The 15,518-nt window shown below is 68.6% G+C and carries 14 protein-coding genes; 9 read left to right on the forward strand and 5 right to left on the reverse strand.

All coding sequences use genetic code 11. The features are described from left to right. Positions 1 to 3: 3 nt before the first annotated feature. Positions 4 to 618 (reverse strand): malonic semialdehyde reductase, encoded by a 615-nt coding sequence (locus C1C97_RS09085; protein ID WP_233542850.1) that lies wholly within the window; start codon positions 616 to 618, stop codon positions 4 to 6. 132 nt (positions 619 to 750) lie between these two features. Between C1C97_RS09085 and C1C97_RS09090 the strand changes: the two genes are divergently transcribed. From C1C97_RS09090 to C1C97_RS09095, 3 genes are all read left to right on the forward strand, one after another. Then, a complete protein-coding gene (locus C1C97_RS09090; protein ID WP_199712223.1) occupies positions 751 to 1,362 on the forward strand; it encodes a LysE/ArgO family amino acid transporter in 612 nt (203 codons plus the stop codon). A gap of 69 nt (positions 1,363 to 1,431) precedes the next feature. Next, positions 1,432 to 2,748, forward strand: a complete 1,317-nt coding sequence (locus C1C97_RS12200; protein ID WP_147406069.1) for a hypothetical protein — start codon at positions 1,432 to 1,434, stop codon at positions 2,746 to 2,748. Continuing rightward, positions 2,745 to 3,935, forward strand: coding sequence for a polyprenyl synthetase family protein (locus tag C1C97_RS09095; RefSeq protein WP_121031366.1), 1,191 nt, complete (start codon positions 2,745 to 2,747; stop codon positions 3,933 to 3,935). The genes C1C97_RS12200 and C1C97_RS09095 overlap by 4 nt, the downstream gene beginning before the upstream one ends. 237 nt (positions 3,936 to 4,172) lie before the next feature. Here C1C97_RS09095 and C1C97_RS09100 read toward each other — a convergent pair whose 3' ends face one another. From C1C97_RS09100 to C1C97_RS09110, 3 genes are read right to left on the reverse strand one after another with little or no spacing between them, the layout of a single operon-like run. Next, entirely contained in the window at positions 4,173 to 5,756 is a 1,584-nt protein-coding gene (locus C1C97_RS09100) for a dihydrolipoamide acetyltransferase family protein (RefSeq protein ID WP_121031368.1), read from the reverse strand. 3 nt (positions 5,757 to 5,759) lie between these two features. Beyond that, positions 5,760 to 6,770: an alpha-ketoacid dehydrogenase subunit beta gene (locus C1C97_RS09105; RefSeq protein ID WP_121031370.1), complete on the reverse strand. Its 1,011-nt coding sequence runs from the start codon at positions 6,768 to 6,770 to the stop codon at positions 5,760 to 5,762. Next, positions 6,770 to 7,972 (reverse strand): thiamine pyrophosphate-dependent dehydrogenase E1 component subunit alpha, encoded by a 1,203-nt coding sequence (locus tag C1C97_RS09110; RefSeq protein ID WP_121031372.1) that lies wholly within the window; start codon positions 7,970 to 7,972, stop codon positions 6,770 to 6,772. Before C1C97_RS09110 ends, C1C97_RS09105 begins: the two co-directional genes overlap by 1 nt. 332 nt (positions 7,973 to 8,304) lie before the next feature. On the opposite strand from C1C97_RS09110, the gene C1C97_RS09115 reads away from it, so the two are divergent. The 3 genes from C1C97_RS09115 (at position 8,305) to C1C97_RS09125 (ending at position 11,073) form a co-directional block, all read left to right on the forward strand. Beyond that, the gene (locus tag C1C97_RS09115; RefSeq protein WP_121031374.1) at positions 8,305 to 8,760 is read left to right on the forward strand and encodes an Lrp/AsnC family transcriptional regulator; all 456 of its coding nucleotides are present in this window, start codon (positions 8,305 to 8,307) and stop codon (positions 8,758 to 8,760) included. Between the two features lie 134 nt (positions 8,761 to 8,894). Further along, entirely contained in the window at positions 8,895 to 10,352 is a 1,458-nt protein-coding gene (locus C1C97_RS09120; RefSeq protein ID WP_121031376.1) for a tryptophan-rich sensory protein, read from the forward strand. Between the two features lie 58 nt (positions 10,353 to 10,410). Next, positions 10,411 to 11,073, forward strand: a complete 663-nt coding sequence (locus C1C97_RS09125; protein ID WP_110920625.1) for a CPBP family intramembrane glutamic endopeptidase — start codon at positions 10,411 to 10,413, stop codon at positions 11,071 to 11,073. Positions 11,074 to 11,090: 17 nt separating this feature from the next. Here the strand turns inward: C1C97_RS09125 and C1C97_RS09130 are convergent, their stop codons facing one another. After that, complete coding sequence (locus C1C97_RS09130) at positions 11,091 to 11,780, reverse strand: TetR/AcrR family transcriptional regulator (protein ID WP_110920624.1); 690 nt, start codon at positions 11,778 to 11,780, stop codon at positions 11,091 to 11,093. Positions 11,781 to 11,874: 94 nt separating this feature from the next. Here C1C97_RS09130 and C1C97_RS09135 point away from each other — a divergent pair, with 94 nt between their 5' ends. The 3 genes from C1C97_RS09135 (at position 11,875) to C1C97_RS09145 (ending at position 15,512) form a co-directional block, all read left to right on the forward strand. Continuing rightward, a complete protein-coding gene (locus C1C97_RS09135) occupies positions 11,875 to 13,449 on the forward strand; it encodes a DUF3533 domain-containing protein (RefSeq protein ID WP_110920623.1) in 1,575 nt (524 codons plus the stop codon). A gap of 61 nt (positions 13,450 to 13,510) precedes the next feature. Beyond that, positions 13,511 to 14,017, forward strand: a complete 507-nt coding sequence (locus C1C97_RS09140) for a DUF4870 domain-containing protein (RefSeq protein ID WP_121031378.1) — start codon at positions 13,511 to 13,513, stop codon at positions 14,015 to 14,017. 343 nt (positions 14,018 to 14,360) lie between these two features. After that, complete coding sequence (locus tag C1C97_RS09145; protein ID WP_407657269.1) at positions 14,361 to 15,512, forward strand: NRAMP family divalent metal transporter; 1,152 nt, start codon at positions 14,361 to 14,363, stop codon at positions 15,510 to 15,512. Positions 15,513 to 15,518 lie beyond the last annotated feature (6 nt).

Genomic DNA, 15,518 nt, shown 5'->3' on the forward strand with positions numbered 1-15,518 from the left:
AGCTCAGATGGTTTCGGTGACGTCCTCGGCGGCGAAGCGCGGGCTGCGCTCGTAGCCGGGGGCCTGGGGATGGCCCAGGTTGACCACCACGATGGAGCGCTTGCCCGTGCCCTCGAAGAATTCCCGGTCCACGGCGGGGGCGTCGAAGCCGGTCATGGGGCCGGTGGCCAGCCCGGCCGCACGCGCGGCGATGATGAAGTACCCCACCTGGATGTGGGAGTTCGCCTTGCCGCTGGTCATGCGCAGCTCGGCGTTCTCGTCGTACATGCCCTGCATGTGCGGGGCCGAGGGGAGGAACTCGGGGAAGCGGGTGTGCCAGTTCTCGTCGTAGGACAGGATGGCGGTCAGCGGGGCCTTGCGGGTCTTCTCCTGGTTGCCGCCGCTCATGTGCTGCACCAGGCGCTCGCGGGCCTCCGGGGACTCCACCCAGGTGATGCGCAGGGGCTGCGAGTTGAACGCGGTGGGGCCCATCTTGGTGAGTTCGTAGATCGCGTGCTTCTGCTCGTCGGTCACGGGCTCGTCCGTGAAGTGGCTCGCGGTGCGGGCGGTGGTGAACAGGCGCTCGGCGTCCTCGGGGGTGATCTCGAGGGCCAGCTGGTGCATGGCGGGGGCAGTCATAAGGGGGTCCTTTCGCGTGAGTGTTCACCACGGATGCCGCGCACCCGAAATGATTTCTGGGGAAACTATACATGCCGGCGCCCCCACGACGCACTCGGATGTCGGCGATCTCACGTGAACCTGTAGTTTGTCGTGGTGACTTCTGCGTTCCTCCCGGGCCTCGTGACCGGCCTGGCCCTCATCGTCGCCATCGGTGCCCAGAACGCCTTCGTGCTGCGGCAGGGGATCCGTCGGGAGCACGTGGGCGTGGTGGTGGGCATCTGCATCGTCTCGGACGTCTTCCTGATCGGACTGGGAACCGCGGGGATCGGATTCCTCATCGACCGGGTGCCGTGGCTGCTCAACGCGTTCCGCTGGGTCGGGGTGGCCTACCTCGCGGCGTTCGCGGTGCTGTCCTTCCGCTCCGCGCTCACACCCCAGACGATGGCGGCCGCGCGCGACGGCGCCGGCTCCCTCCGCGGCGTCGTCCTCGCGACTCTCGCGTTCACCTGGCTGAACCCGCACGCCTACCTGGACGCCGTCCTCATCCTGGGCAACCTGGCCAATCAGCACGGCGCTCAGCGCTGGATCTTCGCGGGCGGTGCGTTCACCGGATCGGTCATCTGGTTCACCGCCCTGGGTGCCGGTGCGAAGGCGCTCTCCCACGTGCTGAACACCCCGCTGACCTGGCGCATCGTGGACGTGGGAGTGGGCCTGGTGATGCTCTTCATCGCGGTGCAGCTAGCGCTGATGCCGGCGATCTGAGATTTCGCCGCCGCGGAGGGTTATTCTTAGGCGATACTGAGAGCGCTGAATTATGTTAAGTGAGGGGCTTTGAAAGATTATAGCGTAATCGGCTGCGCGCTAGTTACAAAAATTTCAACGCGAGAATATAGTCGTGAAAAGAAAAGAGATTTAAATGATTCCGAGTGGAAACCTCAACCTTTAAAATCGACCATTTTTTGGGATTCCATAATTTGCATTTTCGCATACGTTGCGCTGGTTGCATTTCCTGCGCTGTTTGGTCTAATGTATGAAAAATCGAAAAACAGCTCCCAGGAGGGTGGGGAGGCGGCGTTTGTGGAAGTAGTGGGGGAATTTTGGGCCGTTTGGCAAACCCAGGTAAAAATTGCTCTAGGTCTGCCGGATTCGGGGGTGTTGCTGGCATTGACTGGAGGTTTTCTCACGCTAATAATCGCGGCTATTTTTTCAAGCAATGGTAACCCTGGGCCGGCCACCCCCATAATGCTCGCAGTGGAAATTTGGGGCTATTTGACGGGGGTTTATGCGGTCCACTCGATTTTATCGCCGATTGCTATATCTTGGGGTCAACCAACGTGGTTATTTTTCGGTATTAGTTCCCTGGTGGCGATCGGCGTGTTCGTCGCCGTTTCACTTCTTCGAAACTCTATGATTCAAGGGGGTATTGGTTTCCGGTTTAGAAACGAGAGCGAAGTATCCCGTAGAAAATTTATTCGTAATGAACGGCAAAATTTAAAAAATGTTTACGAAAAAATTCGTGCTGGGGACGAGGAAGGTGGCAGCTACAGCATATGTAGTTTGCACGGAGCTGCATATAAACGGAAAAAACTTCGGTCAGCAATCAGAACTTTTGTAAGTCCATTAGCTATAACAATAATAGCGGTACTTTTCTTTACTTTATTTCGACAGTTTGGTGTAGCAGCTATTATACTTGCACTCACCTTTTTGTGGCAAATTTTTATTTATTATTTTCATTGGAGTATCCCATCCTGGAAGCCAAGGTCGGGATTTTCTAGGGTGGTTGCACCTTCGTTAGTTGGCCTCTATTTTGGTATGGCGCTGTTGTCGACAGCTGGCTTGTCTTTATCGCGTATAATTATCCCTTATGTCCCTCAACTGCAAAATAACTTGGTTCTCGGTGTATTATTCATGACATCTCTGGCGCTAATTATAGGCTGGCTGTTTTATAGTAGTTACCTTAAGGCGTGGAAATCATTTATTAATTCTCCGGACTTTCTGTGGCTGCAAGATTACGCGCTTCGCAGACAAATTTGTTCCTCACTCCGGCGTACTAAAAAAAATCGGCAGTCTGCCCCCAGAGAAGGATACCGAGTGCCCCCAAGGCACCGAGGAGGGGAGGCGGAGGAGTGTGCTGAAATGGACTTATGACGCCCACCTCCTCCTACACCAGCAGCGGAACCGGGCGCAGGTCCCAGGAGTTCACCCCTGCCACTGCGGTGCGCGGGTTCCTGGAGCACTCCCGGCGCCGTGCCGCGGACCTCAGCCCCGGCTACGAGCGCGTCTGGGCCCGTGTCGCGGAGGTGGCGTACGCCGCGAACGGGCTGCAGCAGGACCTGGTGATGGCCGCGGTGGAGGCGTACCCCGCGCGACCCACCCGCCCTGTGCTCAACGCGGTGGCCGCGGGCTTCGAGCTGCTGAACACCGCCCTGCTGCTGCGCGGGGAGGGCGTGAGCCCCGGGACGGCGATCGCTGCGGCGTCGTCGGGTGGGCCACGCGCGGCGGCTCCTGATCCGGACGGCACGCCACGCGAGGACGCCGCGGCATGCAGCGCAACCGCCGGGACGAAGGCCCCGGGCGGCGCAGACGCGGCGGGCCCCGGCCGCTCCGCTGCGGACGCGCCCGACCAGGAGCGGCAGAGCCCCGAGGACCCGGTCCACTACACGTCCCTCGCGAGCGAGCTCGCCCTGGCCGCCGCGTACCGGATGGTCGCCACGTCCCACGCGCCCGAGACCCGGCTCATCAAGCTCCTGGAGATCCTGGACCACTCCGTGTTCCACGCCGCGGCGGGGGAGCGGATCCTGGGCGAGCTCACCCAGCGCGCCGCCACGGTGTCCCACGGTGAGGTGCTGGAGGCCCTGCGGATCGGCAGTGCCGTGCCCTGTTACGAGGCGCCGCTGCGCGCCGGGGCAGTGCTGGGCGGGGCGCCCACCGCCCACGTGAACGCCCTGGCGGACACCGGCCGCGCCCTGGGCATGGCCCACGGCCTCGCCCGGGAACTGCGGCTCGCGGCCCACGCGGACGGCGGCCGCGGCGCCCGTGAGCTGCTGCGGGCCGACCGCCCCACGGTCCTGGGCACGTTCGTGGCCTCGGGACCGTACGGTCCCGCGTGGCGCGCCCTGTGCGAGCGCGCGGCGGAGGGCACTCTCACGGACGACGACGCCGCTCACGCCCACGAGCTGCTCGACCGCTCCGGCTCCATGCGCGCCGTGGCGCGCATGATGGGCACCGCCCGAACCCGCTCCGAGCACGCGATGGCCGGCGGGGACCTGCCGGTCGCCCTGGTGGAGCGCCTGCGGACGTGGGCGGACCGGGAACTGGCCGCCCCGGAGGACTGACGCCCGAAGCGATCCACCGCGGGAGGCCCGGATGGCATCTCGGAGGGGCGGGAACAGGCGGGCCCGCCTTGAGGCCGCGTCCCACGGCCCGGACGCGCGTGGGGCGGGACCCCCCCCGGAACAGCACCCCGCACACGACGACGGCGCCCGGGCCGAAGCCCGGGCGCCGTCGCAATCCCCTCCGCACGCACCGGCAGAACGGTGCGCGCGGTCGATGTCCCCTGGGACCCGAGCGGGTCAGATCTGCGTGAGTGCCCCCACGGGGTTCTCGATGCAGTCCGCCACGAAGCGGATGAAGCCGCCCGCCGCGCCGCCGTCGCACACGCGGTGGTCGAACGCGATGGTCACTGTGGTGACCTTGCGCACCGCCAGCTCACCGTTGACCACCCACGGCTTGTCCACGATCCGGCCGATGCCCAGGATCGCCGCCTCGGGGTGGTTGATGATCGGGGTGGCGCCGTCCGTGCCGAACACGCCGTAGTTGTTCAGCGTGAACGTGGAACCGCTCAGCTGGGCCGGGCTGGCCTTGCCGGAGCGTGCCACGTCGATGATCTCCCGCATGGCCCCGGTCAGCTCCATGGCGCTGAGCCGATCGGCGTTGCGCAGGTTCGGGACCATGAGCCCGCGCTCGGACTCCACGGCCAGCCCCAGGTTCACGCCCTGGAAGCGGGTCAGCGTCCGGGAGCCGTCCTCGGCGGTGTCGATGCGCGCGTTGAGCTGCGGGAACTTCCGCAGCCCGGCCAGGGTGAACCGTGCGATCAGCGCGAGCAGGCTCGGCGTGCTCTGCGGGTCCTTGGCCTTCAGGTCCGAGCGCAGCTTCAGCAGCTCGGTGGCGTCCACGTCCACCCACACGGTGGCCTCGGGGATCTCCGTGCGGGAGCGGGTCATGGCGTCCGCAATGGTCTTGCGCACGCCCTTCACGGGCTCCTGCGAGGCGATCGGCAGTCCGGTGCGGGAATCGGTCCCCGCGGGCGACGCCGCGGGCCCACCGTGGGCCGGCCCGCCCTTGCCGGGGCCACCCGGAGCGGGCGGCGGGGGCGGCACGGGGGCACCCGCGGCCGCAGGTCCGGGAACCGCGAGCCCGGGCCCGGCCAGGCCCGTGGGAGCCGGTCCGGCGGCGTCGGCGCGCATCCGCTGGTCGGCCACCTGCTCGATTGCGGCAAGGACGTCCTTGCGCATGATCAGACCGCCCGGGCCGCTGCCCTGCAGCGCGGTGACGTCCACCCCGTGCTCCCGCGCGAGCTTGCGCACGAGCGGCGAGATCACGGTGGGCGCGAGCCGTGGGGACCCGGTCAGGGCGTCGTGGGTCCGGGCGGCGGCACCCGTGGGTGCGGTTCCGGCGGCCTCGGTGTCTGCACCGCGCTTGCGGCGGCGTCGGCGGGACGAGGACGCGGCGGAGGTGCCGTAGCCGATCAGCACGTTTCCGGAGGACTCCTCGTCCTCGCCGGCGGTGGGATCGGCCTCGTCCACGGACAGCTCGACCGAGGGCGTGGTGCCCGCGAGCTCCTCCTCGCGGTAGCTGGCACCGTGCTCGGCTCCGGGGGCGGCGGCGTCCGATCCGGTGCCCGCGGGGGACACCACGCCGTCGGAGATCGAGATCAGTGGCTGGTCCACCAGCATGGTGTCGCCCTCCGCGCCGTGCAGCGTGTGGACCACGCCCTCGAACGGGGTGGGCACCTCCACGGCGGACTTGGCGGTCTCCACCTCCACGATGGGCTGGTCCATGGTGACGGTGTCACCCTCGGCCACGAGCCAGCGGAGGATGTCCGCCTCGGTGAGCCCTTCGCCCAGGTCGGGCAGGTTGAACACATTGATGCTCACGGGTCAGTCCTCCCACTGCAGGTCGTCCAGGGCGTCCAGGATGCGCTCGGAACTCGGGATGTGGTGGTGCTCGAAGGACGGCGAGGGGTAGGGGATGTCGAATCCCGTGACCCGCAGCACCGGCGCGGCGAGCGAGTGGAAGCAGCGCTCCTGGGTGCGCGCGACGATCTCCGAGGCCACGGACGCGAAGCCCTGGGACTCGGCGACCACCACGGCCCGGCCGGTCTTGCGCACGGACGCCGCCACGGTCTCGTCGTCGTAGGGGACCACGGAGCCGAGGTCCACGACCTCCACGGCCATGCCCTCCTTCGCGGCGTCCTCGGCCGCGGCCAGGCACACCGGCACGGACGGGCCGTAGCTGATCAGGGTGGCGTCGGTTCCCTCGCGGGCGACGACGGCGTGGCCCTCGCGCCGCGGCAGGCTCCCGTTCTCGTACTGAGAGCGCAGCTCGTCCAGGTCCAGCTGAGCGGTGGACCAGTACAGCCGCTTGGGCTCGAAGAACACCACGGGGTCCGGGGAGTCGATGGCCTCGCGCAGCATCACGTAGGCGTCCCGCACGGAGGCCGGGGTGAAGACCTTCAGGCCGGGGGTGTGCGCGTAGTAGGACTCGGAGGAGTCGCAGTGGTGCTCCACGCCGCCCACGCCGCCGCCGTAGGGGATGCGGATGACCATGGGCATGGTCAGGCGCCCGCGGGTGCGGTTGTGCATCTTGGCCACGTGGGAGGCCACCTGCTCGAACGCGGGGTACGCGAACGCGTCGAACTGCATCTCGGCCACCGGGCGCATGCCGTTCATGGCCATGCCCACCGCGGTGCCGATGATCCCGGACTCCGCGAGCGGGGTGTCGAAGCAGCGCTCGCGGCCGAAGCGCGCGGTCAGGCCGTCGGTGATGCGGAAGACGCCACCGAGGGTGCCCACGTCCTCACCGAAGACCACGACCTCCCGGGAGGTCTCCATGGCGTCCGCCAGTGCGGTGTTCAGCGCCTTGGCGAAGCTGACTTTCGAAGCGCTCATCACGCCTCCTCTCGGGAGAGCTCGTCGGCCAGCTGGGCGCCCTGTTCGCGCAGCTGGGTGGTGGGTTCGTGGTAGACGAAGCGGAACAGGTCCTGCGGGTCCAGCTCCGGCTTGGCGGACATCGCCTCGCGCAGCCGCTTGGCCATGGCCTCGGCGTGCTCGGAGATCTTCCCCGTGACGTCCTCGTCCAGCGCGCCCTGGTCCTCCAGGTAGCGCTGCATGCGGGTGATCGGGTCCTTGGCCACCCACTCGCTGACCTCGTCCCGCTCGCGGTAGCGGGTGTCGTCGTCCGCGTTGGTGTGCGCCTGCATGCGGTAGGTCATGGCCTCCACGAGCAGCGGGCCGCCGCCCTGGCGGCACAGCTCGACGCCGCGGCCCAGCACGGAGAGCAGCGCGGCGAGGTCGTTGCCGTCCACGCGCTCACTGGCCATGCCGTAGCCCACGCCCTTGTGGGCGAGGGACGGCGCGCGGGTCTGCGAGGACAGCGGCACGGAGATCGCGTAGCCGTTGTTCTGCACCAGGAACAGCACCGGCAGCTGGAACACGGCGGCGAAGTTCAGGGCCTCGTGGAAGTCCCCCTCCGACGTGGCCCCGTCACCGCACATGGCCAGCGTCACCGTGTTCTCGCCGCGCAGCTTGGCCGCGTGGGCCACGCCCACGGCATGCAGCAGCTGGGTGGTGAGCGGGGTGGCCTGGATGGAGACCTTGTACTGCTTGGGGTCGTAGCCGCCGTGCCAGTCGCCGCGGTAGGTGCTCATGACCTCGAGCGGGTCCACGCCGCGGGACATCACGGCCACGGAGTCGCGGTACGTGGGGAACAGCCAGTCCTCGTCCTCCAGGCACAGGGCGGCGGCCACCTGGCATGCCTCCTGGCCGTGGCTGGAGGGGTACACGGCCATGCGGCCCTGCCGCACGAGCGCCATGTTCTGGTCGTTGATGCGCCGACCCACCACGAGCTTCTCGTACGCGTTGAGCAGCCGCTCGGTGCCCGGCATGGGGTACTCGTGGCCGGGCTCCTGGCCCTGCTCGGACTCCGGGACGGCGGTGCCGTCCGGGTTGAGCAGCCGGATCTCCTTGCTCGCGGGCAGCATGTACTGCTCGGGGGTGATCCCGAAGTTCTTCGAGGCCTCCACCGCCGGATTCACGGGCGGGGTGGGCTCCCGGGTGGCGGACTCGCCACCCGCGGGGTTGGGCTCGCTCATGGTGCGTCCCTTTCTTCTCTGGGTGGAACTCGGTGGTGTCCGTGGCGCGGCGGGCAGGTCCGGGCGCCGACGCGTCGGACACGTCGTCCGGTCAGTATGGGGACTCGGGGCGCTCCGTCTCCACACCGGGGGGCAACTGTGGACGATAAACTCGCAGCAACGATGCGCCGTGGACGAATTGCTCCCGGGTGACCTGTGCCATGCGGGAATGTCTTGCACGTCACACCAGCGTGCCGTTCACCGCGCCGCGGTGCGGTGAGCGGCGGGGGAGCCGCCCCGGGGAACGGGCGCGGCGGCGTCGTGGACCACGGCCGGAGGAGAGGGTGGAGCGGATGGCGGAGAACAAGCGCGTGGACCTGGACGAGACCGACCGGCGGATCCTGGACGAGCTCACGCGGGACGCGCGGCAGTCCGTGACCGCGCTCGCGGCCAAGGTGCACATCTCCCGCGCGCACGCCTACGAGCGGATCCGCAGGCTGCACGAGCAGGGGGTGGTGCTGCGCTACTCCGCGGTGATCGACCCGGCCAAGGCGGGGCTGGAGGCCTCCGCGTACGTGACCCTGCGGCTGAAGCAGAACACCTGGGACACGCTGGGCCCCAAGCTGCGCCGGATCCCGCAGGTGCAGCACGTGGCCCTGGTGGGCGGCACGTTCGACGTGATGCTGCTCGTGCGCGCCCGCGGCACCGGTGAGCTGCGGGACGTGATCTTCGAGCGCATCCAGCCCATGCCCGAGGTGGTGGACACCCAGACGTTCCTGATCTTCGAGGACGTGGACGTCCGCGGTTGACGGGGCCGTCTCGCCCTGAGCGGAGCCCGTGGTCGAGCCCCTCGTCGCGCTGACATACTTGCAGCGGCAACGGCGGTCCCGGACCGCACCGGGGCGGGCCCCGGTCTCGACACGCACGACACGGGATGGAACACATGAGCGAGAACGCACGGCTGGCCCTCGTCACGGGGGCCACGGGGTACATCGGCGGTCAGGTGGCCCAGGAACTGCTGCGCCGCGGCTGGCGGGTGCGTCTGCTCAGCCGCAGCGCGGAGAAGGTCCGCAACCTGCCGTGGGGGGACGCCGTGGTGGCCGGGGGTCGCTCGGCCGGTCCCGGCGAGGCCGAAGTGGTGGAGGGCAACGCCTCCGAGGCCGCGGACGTCGCGCGGGCCCTGCAGGACGTCGACGTCGCGTGGTACCTGCTGCACTCCATGGGCGACTCCGAGAACTTCGTGCAGGAGGAGGTGGAGATGGCCGAGACCTTCGCCACCGCCGCGCACGACGCCCACGTGCAGCGCATCGTCTACCTGGGCGGACTGCACCCGGAGGACGAGCCCGTGGAGGAGCTCTCCGACCACCTGCGCTCGCGGGTGGAGGTGGGCCAGGCCCTCATGGACTCGGGGGTTCCCACCGCGGCCCTGCAGACCGGCGTGGTGATCGGGGACGAGTCCTCGTCCTTCATCATGATCCGCCACCTGGCCGAGCGGCTCCCCGGCGCCATCGCCCCCAAGTGGGTCCGCAACCGGATCCAGCCCATTGCCGTGGCGGACGTGGTGCACTACCTCGTGGGTGCCGCGGACCTGCCCGCGGACGTGAACCGCACGTTCGACGTGGGCGGGCCGGAGGCCATCGAGTACGCGGACATGCTGGACCAGTACGCCCGCGCCGTGGGCAAGGGTGGGCGGTTCATGCTCACGGCGCCCGTGACCACCGCGGGGCTCGCCGCCAGCTGGATCGGCCTGGCCACCCCGATCAGCTCCAGGCTGGCCCGGCCGCTGGTCGGCAGCCTGCAGCACGACACCGTGATCCACGAGCGGGACCTGGACGACTACATCGGGGCCCCGGAGGGCGGGCACACCTCCTTCGCGGACGCGGTGCGCGAGGCGGTGAAGGACCTGGACACCAACCGCTGGCGGCGGGTCTTCCTCTCCACCACGGCGGCCGTGGCCACCACGGCCGCGGTGGGCACGCTGGCCGGGTCCCCGGACTCCCGCTGGTACAGGACGCTGCGCAAGCCGGCCTTCCAGCCCGCGGGGTGGGTCTTCCCCGTGGCGTGGACCGCGCTCTACGCGGACATCGCCGCCATCGGATCCCTGTCCATCGCGGACCTGGGGGAGCAGGGGCGCACCGAGGAGCAGCGCGCCTACGTGGCGGCGCTCGGCGCCAACCTGGTCCTCAACGCGGGCTGGAGCATCCTCTTCTTCAACCGCAAGCGCCTGGGCGCGGCCGCGGTGGAATCCGTGCTGCTCGCGGTGAGCAGCGCGGACCTCGTGCGCCGCAGCGCCAAGGTGGCCCCGGAGAAGGGCGTGGTCCTCAGCCCGTACGCCGGGTGGACCGCGTTCGCCTCCGTGCTGTCCACCACCCTCCGGGTGCTCAACCCCCGCCGCCGCTGAACCGCGCGGCCCACGCACGTTCCCGACGGCTCCTTCCGCCGGGCGGAAAGGAATCCCGGTGAGTGAACACGAGCTGAGCCCCTACGGGGACACCACGGCAGCCACTCGCAAGCGCACGGTGTGGGTGGTGGCCGGCACGGGCGTCGTCGCCGCGGCCGGTCTTGCCTGGTCCCTGCGCATCCCCGCCGGGGACCCGTGGTTCTACCCCGCCACGTTCATCCTGGCGGGCGTGTACATCGTGGGCAGTTCCATCGCCGTGCGGATGACCGGGGAGCGCCTGCCCTGGCGGGTCGCGCCCGCGGGTCTGCGGGACGCCGTGATCGGCGGCGTCGTGCTGGCGGTGCTGTTCATCGCCGGCGGCTTCATGGTGCGGTTCATCCCGTTCCTGGGCGAGCCGGTGCACGAGCTGCTCAACCACGCCCGCGTGGGGAGCCTGCTGATGGTGGCCCTGACCACGGCCGTCAACGGCGTGGCGGAGGAGTCCTACTACCGCGGTGCGCTGTGGCGCGTGCTGCCCAGGGGTCGCCGGATCCTGGTGACGACGATCGTCTACACCGCCGTGACGTCACTCGCGGGCATCCCGCTGCTCGCCGTCGCCGCGGCCGCCCTGGGTGCCTTCGTGGGCTACCTCAGGGAGCGCACCCGTTCCCTGGTGCCGGGCATCGTGACGCACCTGCTCTGGTCCCTCACCATGCTGTTCGTGCTGCCGTTCGTGGTCTGACGACGCCGCCGCGGGCCTCACACAGGCCGCGTGAACGCCAACCACATGGCGGGGATCACGTGCTGGGCGTCCCGCCCGGAGTGTCCCACGGCCATGTCGTCCGTGAGCTGCCCCGAGTAGCTCGTCACCAGGATGCGGGCCACGTCCCTGGGTGCCACCACGAACTCCAGGTGCTGGGTCTCGGCCACCCGGGCGAGGGCCTGTTCGATCACCCGGTACACGCGGTCGCGGATGGGGGAGACGGCCGCCCGCACCTCGGGTGAGCGGAACGCCGCCAGGAACAGCTCCACTCGCAGCGCCTGCTGGTTCACGTTGGCCACCTGGTCCGTGACGCCCTCGATGATGCGCGTGACCACCTCCTGGATGTCCAGTCCGGAGTCCAGCCACTGGTCGAGCTCCACCTCGATGGTCCGGGTCAGCTGCTCGGCCAGGTCCTCGAACGCGAGGATCGCCAGTTCCCGCTTGGACTCGAAGTTGGAGTAGAACGCACCCCGGGTGAAACCGGCGGCGGCGCACAGGTCGCTGACGGACGCGCCGTCGATCCCCTGCTCCGCGAAGACCGCTGGCGCGCACCGGATCAGTCGCAGTCGGGTGGCGGAGCGGGAACGTCTGTCCGCGGGGCCCCCCGGTGTGACATCGTCACTCGTGGAGGGGCGCAACCCGTCCTCCGGTGCCGCTGAGCGCGGCACGTCTGTCTGATTGCTCACGTATTCATCGCCTCGTCGTGACTGTTGGATGCATCAGTGTATCGTGTTTGCAGAACTCAATACATTCGTGTATCCCCTGCCCCAGGAGAAATCGGTGACACCCAAGCACGCACCCGCCCACTCGTTCCGGGCCCGGCTCGGCAGGCCGTTCGGCCAGGCCGCGTTCTGGCTCCTGCCCATGCTCGCCGTCCTCGCGGTGGGCGTGATCGGCACCGCCCTGTACCTCGGGGGCCTGTCCAGCCCGGACAAGCACTTCAAGGAATTCCCCATCGCCGTGATCAACGAGGACCAGGGCGCCTCGGTGCCCCAGGCCGACGGCAAGAAAACCCAGGAGAACCTGGGGTCGGACCTCGTCCGGAAATTCGTGGACAAGGCCAACGAAGAGGACAAGATCGACCTTCGCGAGTTGACCATGGACCAGGCCAGGGACCAGCTGGACCGCGGTGAGCTCTACGCGGCCGTCGTGGTGCCCGACACCTTCTCCAAGGACACCGTGAGCCTCATCGAGGGCTCCCTCACCCGGGACAACGCCGCCCGCCCGGAGGTCACGGTCTACACGGATCCGCAGGCCGGCTCCCTGGGCACCCGCCTGGCCACCGGCGCCGTGGAACCCGGCGTGCAGGAGGCCAGCAAGAAGCTCGGTGAGCAGCTCACCCAGTCCGTGGCGCCCGCCGAGGAGCAGGCCTACGACCAGGTGCTGCAGCAGCTGCAGGAGAGTCAGCAGGCGCAGGCCCAGCAGCTGCAGCGCTCCGCGGCCCAGGGCGGGCCCGAGGTGCAGCAGTTCGCCCAGCAGGTGCAGAAGTCCCAGGAGGGCTCCGCTGAGCAGATCGCCAAGGAGCTCTCTCCCACGGTCAGCTCCGTGGCCAGGGACACCCTGAAGGACCCGGTCTCCGTGGTCTCCAAGGCGTACAACGACCTCCCGGAGGGCACTGCGCTGGGCATGAGTGCCTTCTACTACTCCATCCTGCTGCTCGTGGTGGGCTTCTCCGGATCCGTGGCGCTGAACCTGCTCATGGATGCCCGCATGGGCATGGCGGCTTTCGAGATGGGCCCCTTCTTCCGTGACTACCAGCGGGCCGTGCTGCCCCGCCCGGTCGGCTTCCTCATGAAGTGGCTGACCTTCGTGGTGGCGGCCGCTCCCACGTCCGCCCTGATGATGTGGGTGGCCTCCACCGTGGGGATGCCGGTGCCGCACGGGTTCCTGGTGTTCCTGCTCGGCTGGCTCGCCATGTCCACCGTGTCCGCGATCGTCCTGACGCTGATCGCGGTGGGTGGCAGCGTGGGCATGCTGCTGTGCCTGGTCTACCTCGTGTTCATGGGCCTGCCGTCGGCGGGCGCCGTGGTCCCGCTGCAGGCCGTGCCGGAGTTCTTCCGGGCCATCGCACCCATCGAGCCGCTGCACCACATCTTCACCTCCCTCCGCTCCGCACTGTTCTTCGACGCGATTCCGGAGGCGGGTCTGACCACGGGCCTGATCGGGCTGTTCGTCATGCTCGCCGTCGCACTGGCCGTGGGCCTGCTCGGCGGCTGGGGCTACGACCGGTGGAAGGGCCTGCGCGGGGACGTGACCCCCGCCAAGCACAGCGCGCAGGCCCAGGCGCCGTCCGGGGAGGAACCGGACGTGAAGATTGCGGAAAACCCCTCGGTCCCCGGCCACGCATCCGCCTAGCCTGGACACAGCACCGCACAGTGAGCCGCACCGCCGGCTCGAAGACACCAGGGAGAACCAGATGAGCTACGAACCGCAGCAGCCCCGCCCCGACTACCGCAGCCACGGGGAGCCCGGGCGGCCGGATCCCCGCACGCAGCAGTACGGGCCGGGCCCGGGCGGCCCGCAGTACACCCGGGACCAGGGTGGCTACCGCGCCGGTTCCTCGGGCCCGCAGGACGACGAGAAGACCGTGGCCGTCCTGACCCACCTGGCCGGGCCCATTGCGGCCATCATCTCCGTGGGTTGGCTGGGGTTCGTGGGGCCGCTCATCGTGTGGTTCATCTACCGTGACAAGAGCCCGTTCCTGCGCGCCGCGTCCGCCGGGGCGTTCAACTTCAACGTGACGCTCTGGCTGGTGAACGTGGTCGGGTGGATCTGCGTGTTCACGGTGATCCTCTCCCCACTGGGCTTCCTGCTCATCGCGGCCTACTGGGTGATGCTGCTGGTCTGCCACATCATGGCCGCGGTGAAGGCCGGCCGCGGTGAGGTCTACCGCTACCCCATGCAGCTGCCCATCCTGCACTGAGCGGACGACGCCGCCCGGTCGCCTCGCGCGATCGCGGCGCATGCGTCCCCGCCGTCCGAGGACCGCCCGGGAGCGAGCACATCCGCCGCCCCCGGGCGGTCCTTGCGTATGCATGGAGAGGTCGTATTGTTGAACAATCCCTTGTCCAGATTGTTCAACAACCGGTAGAGTGCAGGGATCACCCACCGTGTGACTCCGCTCACGTGAACCCCTGGATGGATCCATGTCCGCAGCCACTCCCCGCCCGCAGCCGAACGGTCTGCCGGAGCCGCACCACTCACCGGATCGTGCCGTGCCGGAGGCCCAGAAGCCCTCCGGTCACCGCAGCGCACTGCTGGGCGCCATGTTCCTCATGGCCACGAGTGCGATCGGCCCGGGTTTCATCACCCAGACCACCGTGTTCACGGTGCAGCTGGGGGCGGCCTTCGCATTCGCCATCCTGCTGTCCATCCTGGTGGACATCGCTGTGCAGCTGAACGTGTGGCGGGTCATCGGCGTCTCCGGGATGCGTGCCCAGGAGCTGGCGAACCGCGTGCTGCCCGGTGCCGGGTACGTCCTGGCGGCCCTCGTGTTCCTGGGTGGGGCGGTGTTCAACATCGGCAACATCGCCGGGACCGGGCTGGGTCTCGATGCCATGCTCGGCATGGACCCGAAGCTCGGCGGAGCCGTCTCCGCGGCCCTCGCCATCCTGGTCTTCCTGTCCAAGCGGGCGGGTCTCGCCCTGGACCGGATCGTGGTGCTGCTCGGTGCGGTCATGATCCTGCTCATGCTCTACGTGGCGGTCGTCGCGGCCCCTCCCGTGGGGGAGGCGCTGAAGAACACGGTGCTGCCCGAGAAGATCGACTTCCTTGTGGTCACCACGCTGATCGGCGGCACCGTGGGCGGGTACATCACCTACTCGGGTGCGCACCGGATGATCGACTCGGGCGTGAGCGGCGTGGCGAACGTCAAGGAGGTCAGCCGCAGCTCGGTGCTGGGCATCCTCGTCACGTGCGTCATGCGGGTCCTGCTGTTCCTCGCGATCTTCGGCGTGGTGGCCGGGGGCGTGGCGCTGTCCGGGAACAACATGGCGGCCCAGGCCTTCGGCGCGGCCGCCGGTGAGATCGGCGTGCGGATCTTCGGCGTGGTGCTGTGGGCCGCCGCGCTGACGTCCGTGATCGGCGCGGCGTTCACGTCCATTTCCTTCGTGACGTCCTCCACGGGCAGGCCCCGCACCCGCAACCTGCTCACGGTGGGCTTCATCCTGGTCTGCGCGGTGCTGTACCTGGTGCTGGGCAAGGCCCCGCAGACCCTGCTGGTCTTCGCGGGTGCGTTCAACGGGCTCATCCTCCCGTTCGGTTTCGCCATCCTGCTGTGGGTGGGTTGGCGGCGTCGGGACCTGCTGCAGGGCTACCGCTACCCGGCCTGGCTGCTCGTGGTGGGTGTGCTCGCATGGCTGCTCACGGTGTACCTGGCGTGGAACTCCCTGGCGGGGCTCGGCAAGCTCTGGGCCTGATCCCGC

Source organism: Kocuria tytonis, assembly GCF_003226895.2.
Taxonomy (GTDB): domain Bacteria; phylum Actinomycetota; class Actinomycetes; order Actinomycetales; family Micrococcaceae; genus Kocuria; species Kocuria tytonis.

Excerpts from the sequence above, each read along its gene's own strand:
- C1C97_RS09085 (WP_233542850.1), bottom strand. The coding sequence starts at position 618 with ATGACTGCCCCCGCCATGCACCAGCTGGCCCTCGAGATCACCCCCGAG.
- C1C97_RS09095 (WP_121031366.1), top strand. The coding sequence starts at position 2,745 with ATGACGCCCACCTCCTCCTACACCAGCAGCGGAACCGGGCGCAGGTCC.
- C1C97_RS09105 (WP_121031370.1), bottom strand. The coding sequence starts at position 6,770 with ATGAGCGCTTCGAAAGTCAGCTTCGCCAAGGCGCTGAACACCGCACTG.
- C1C97_RS09110 (WP_121031372.1), bottom strand. The coding sequence starts at position 7,972 with ATGAGCGAGCCCAACCCCGCGGGTGGCGAGTCCGCCACCCGGGAGCCC.
- C1C97_RS09115 (WP_121031374.1), top strand. The coding sequence starts at position 8,305 with ATGGCGGAGAACAAGCGCGTGGACCTGGACGAGACCGACCGGCGGATC.
- C1C97_RS09120 (WP_121031376.1), top strand. The coding sequence starts at position 8,895 with ATGAGCGAGAACGCACGGCTGGCCCTCGTCACGGGGGCCACGGGGTAC.
- C1C97_RS09140 (WP_121031378.1), top strand. The coding sequence starts at position 13,511 with ATGAGCTACGAACCGCAGCAGCCCCGCCCCGACTACCGCAGCCACGGG.
- C1C97_RS09145 (WP_407657269.1), top strand. The coding sequence starts at position 14,361 with ATGTTCCTCATGGCCACGAGTGCGATCGGCCCGGGTTTCATCACCCAG.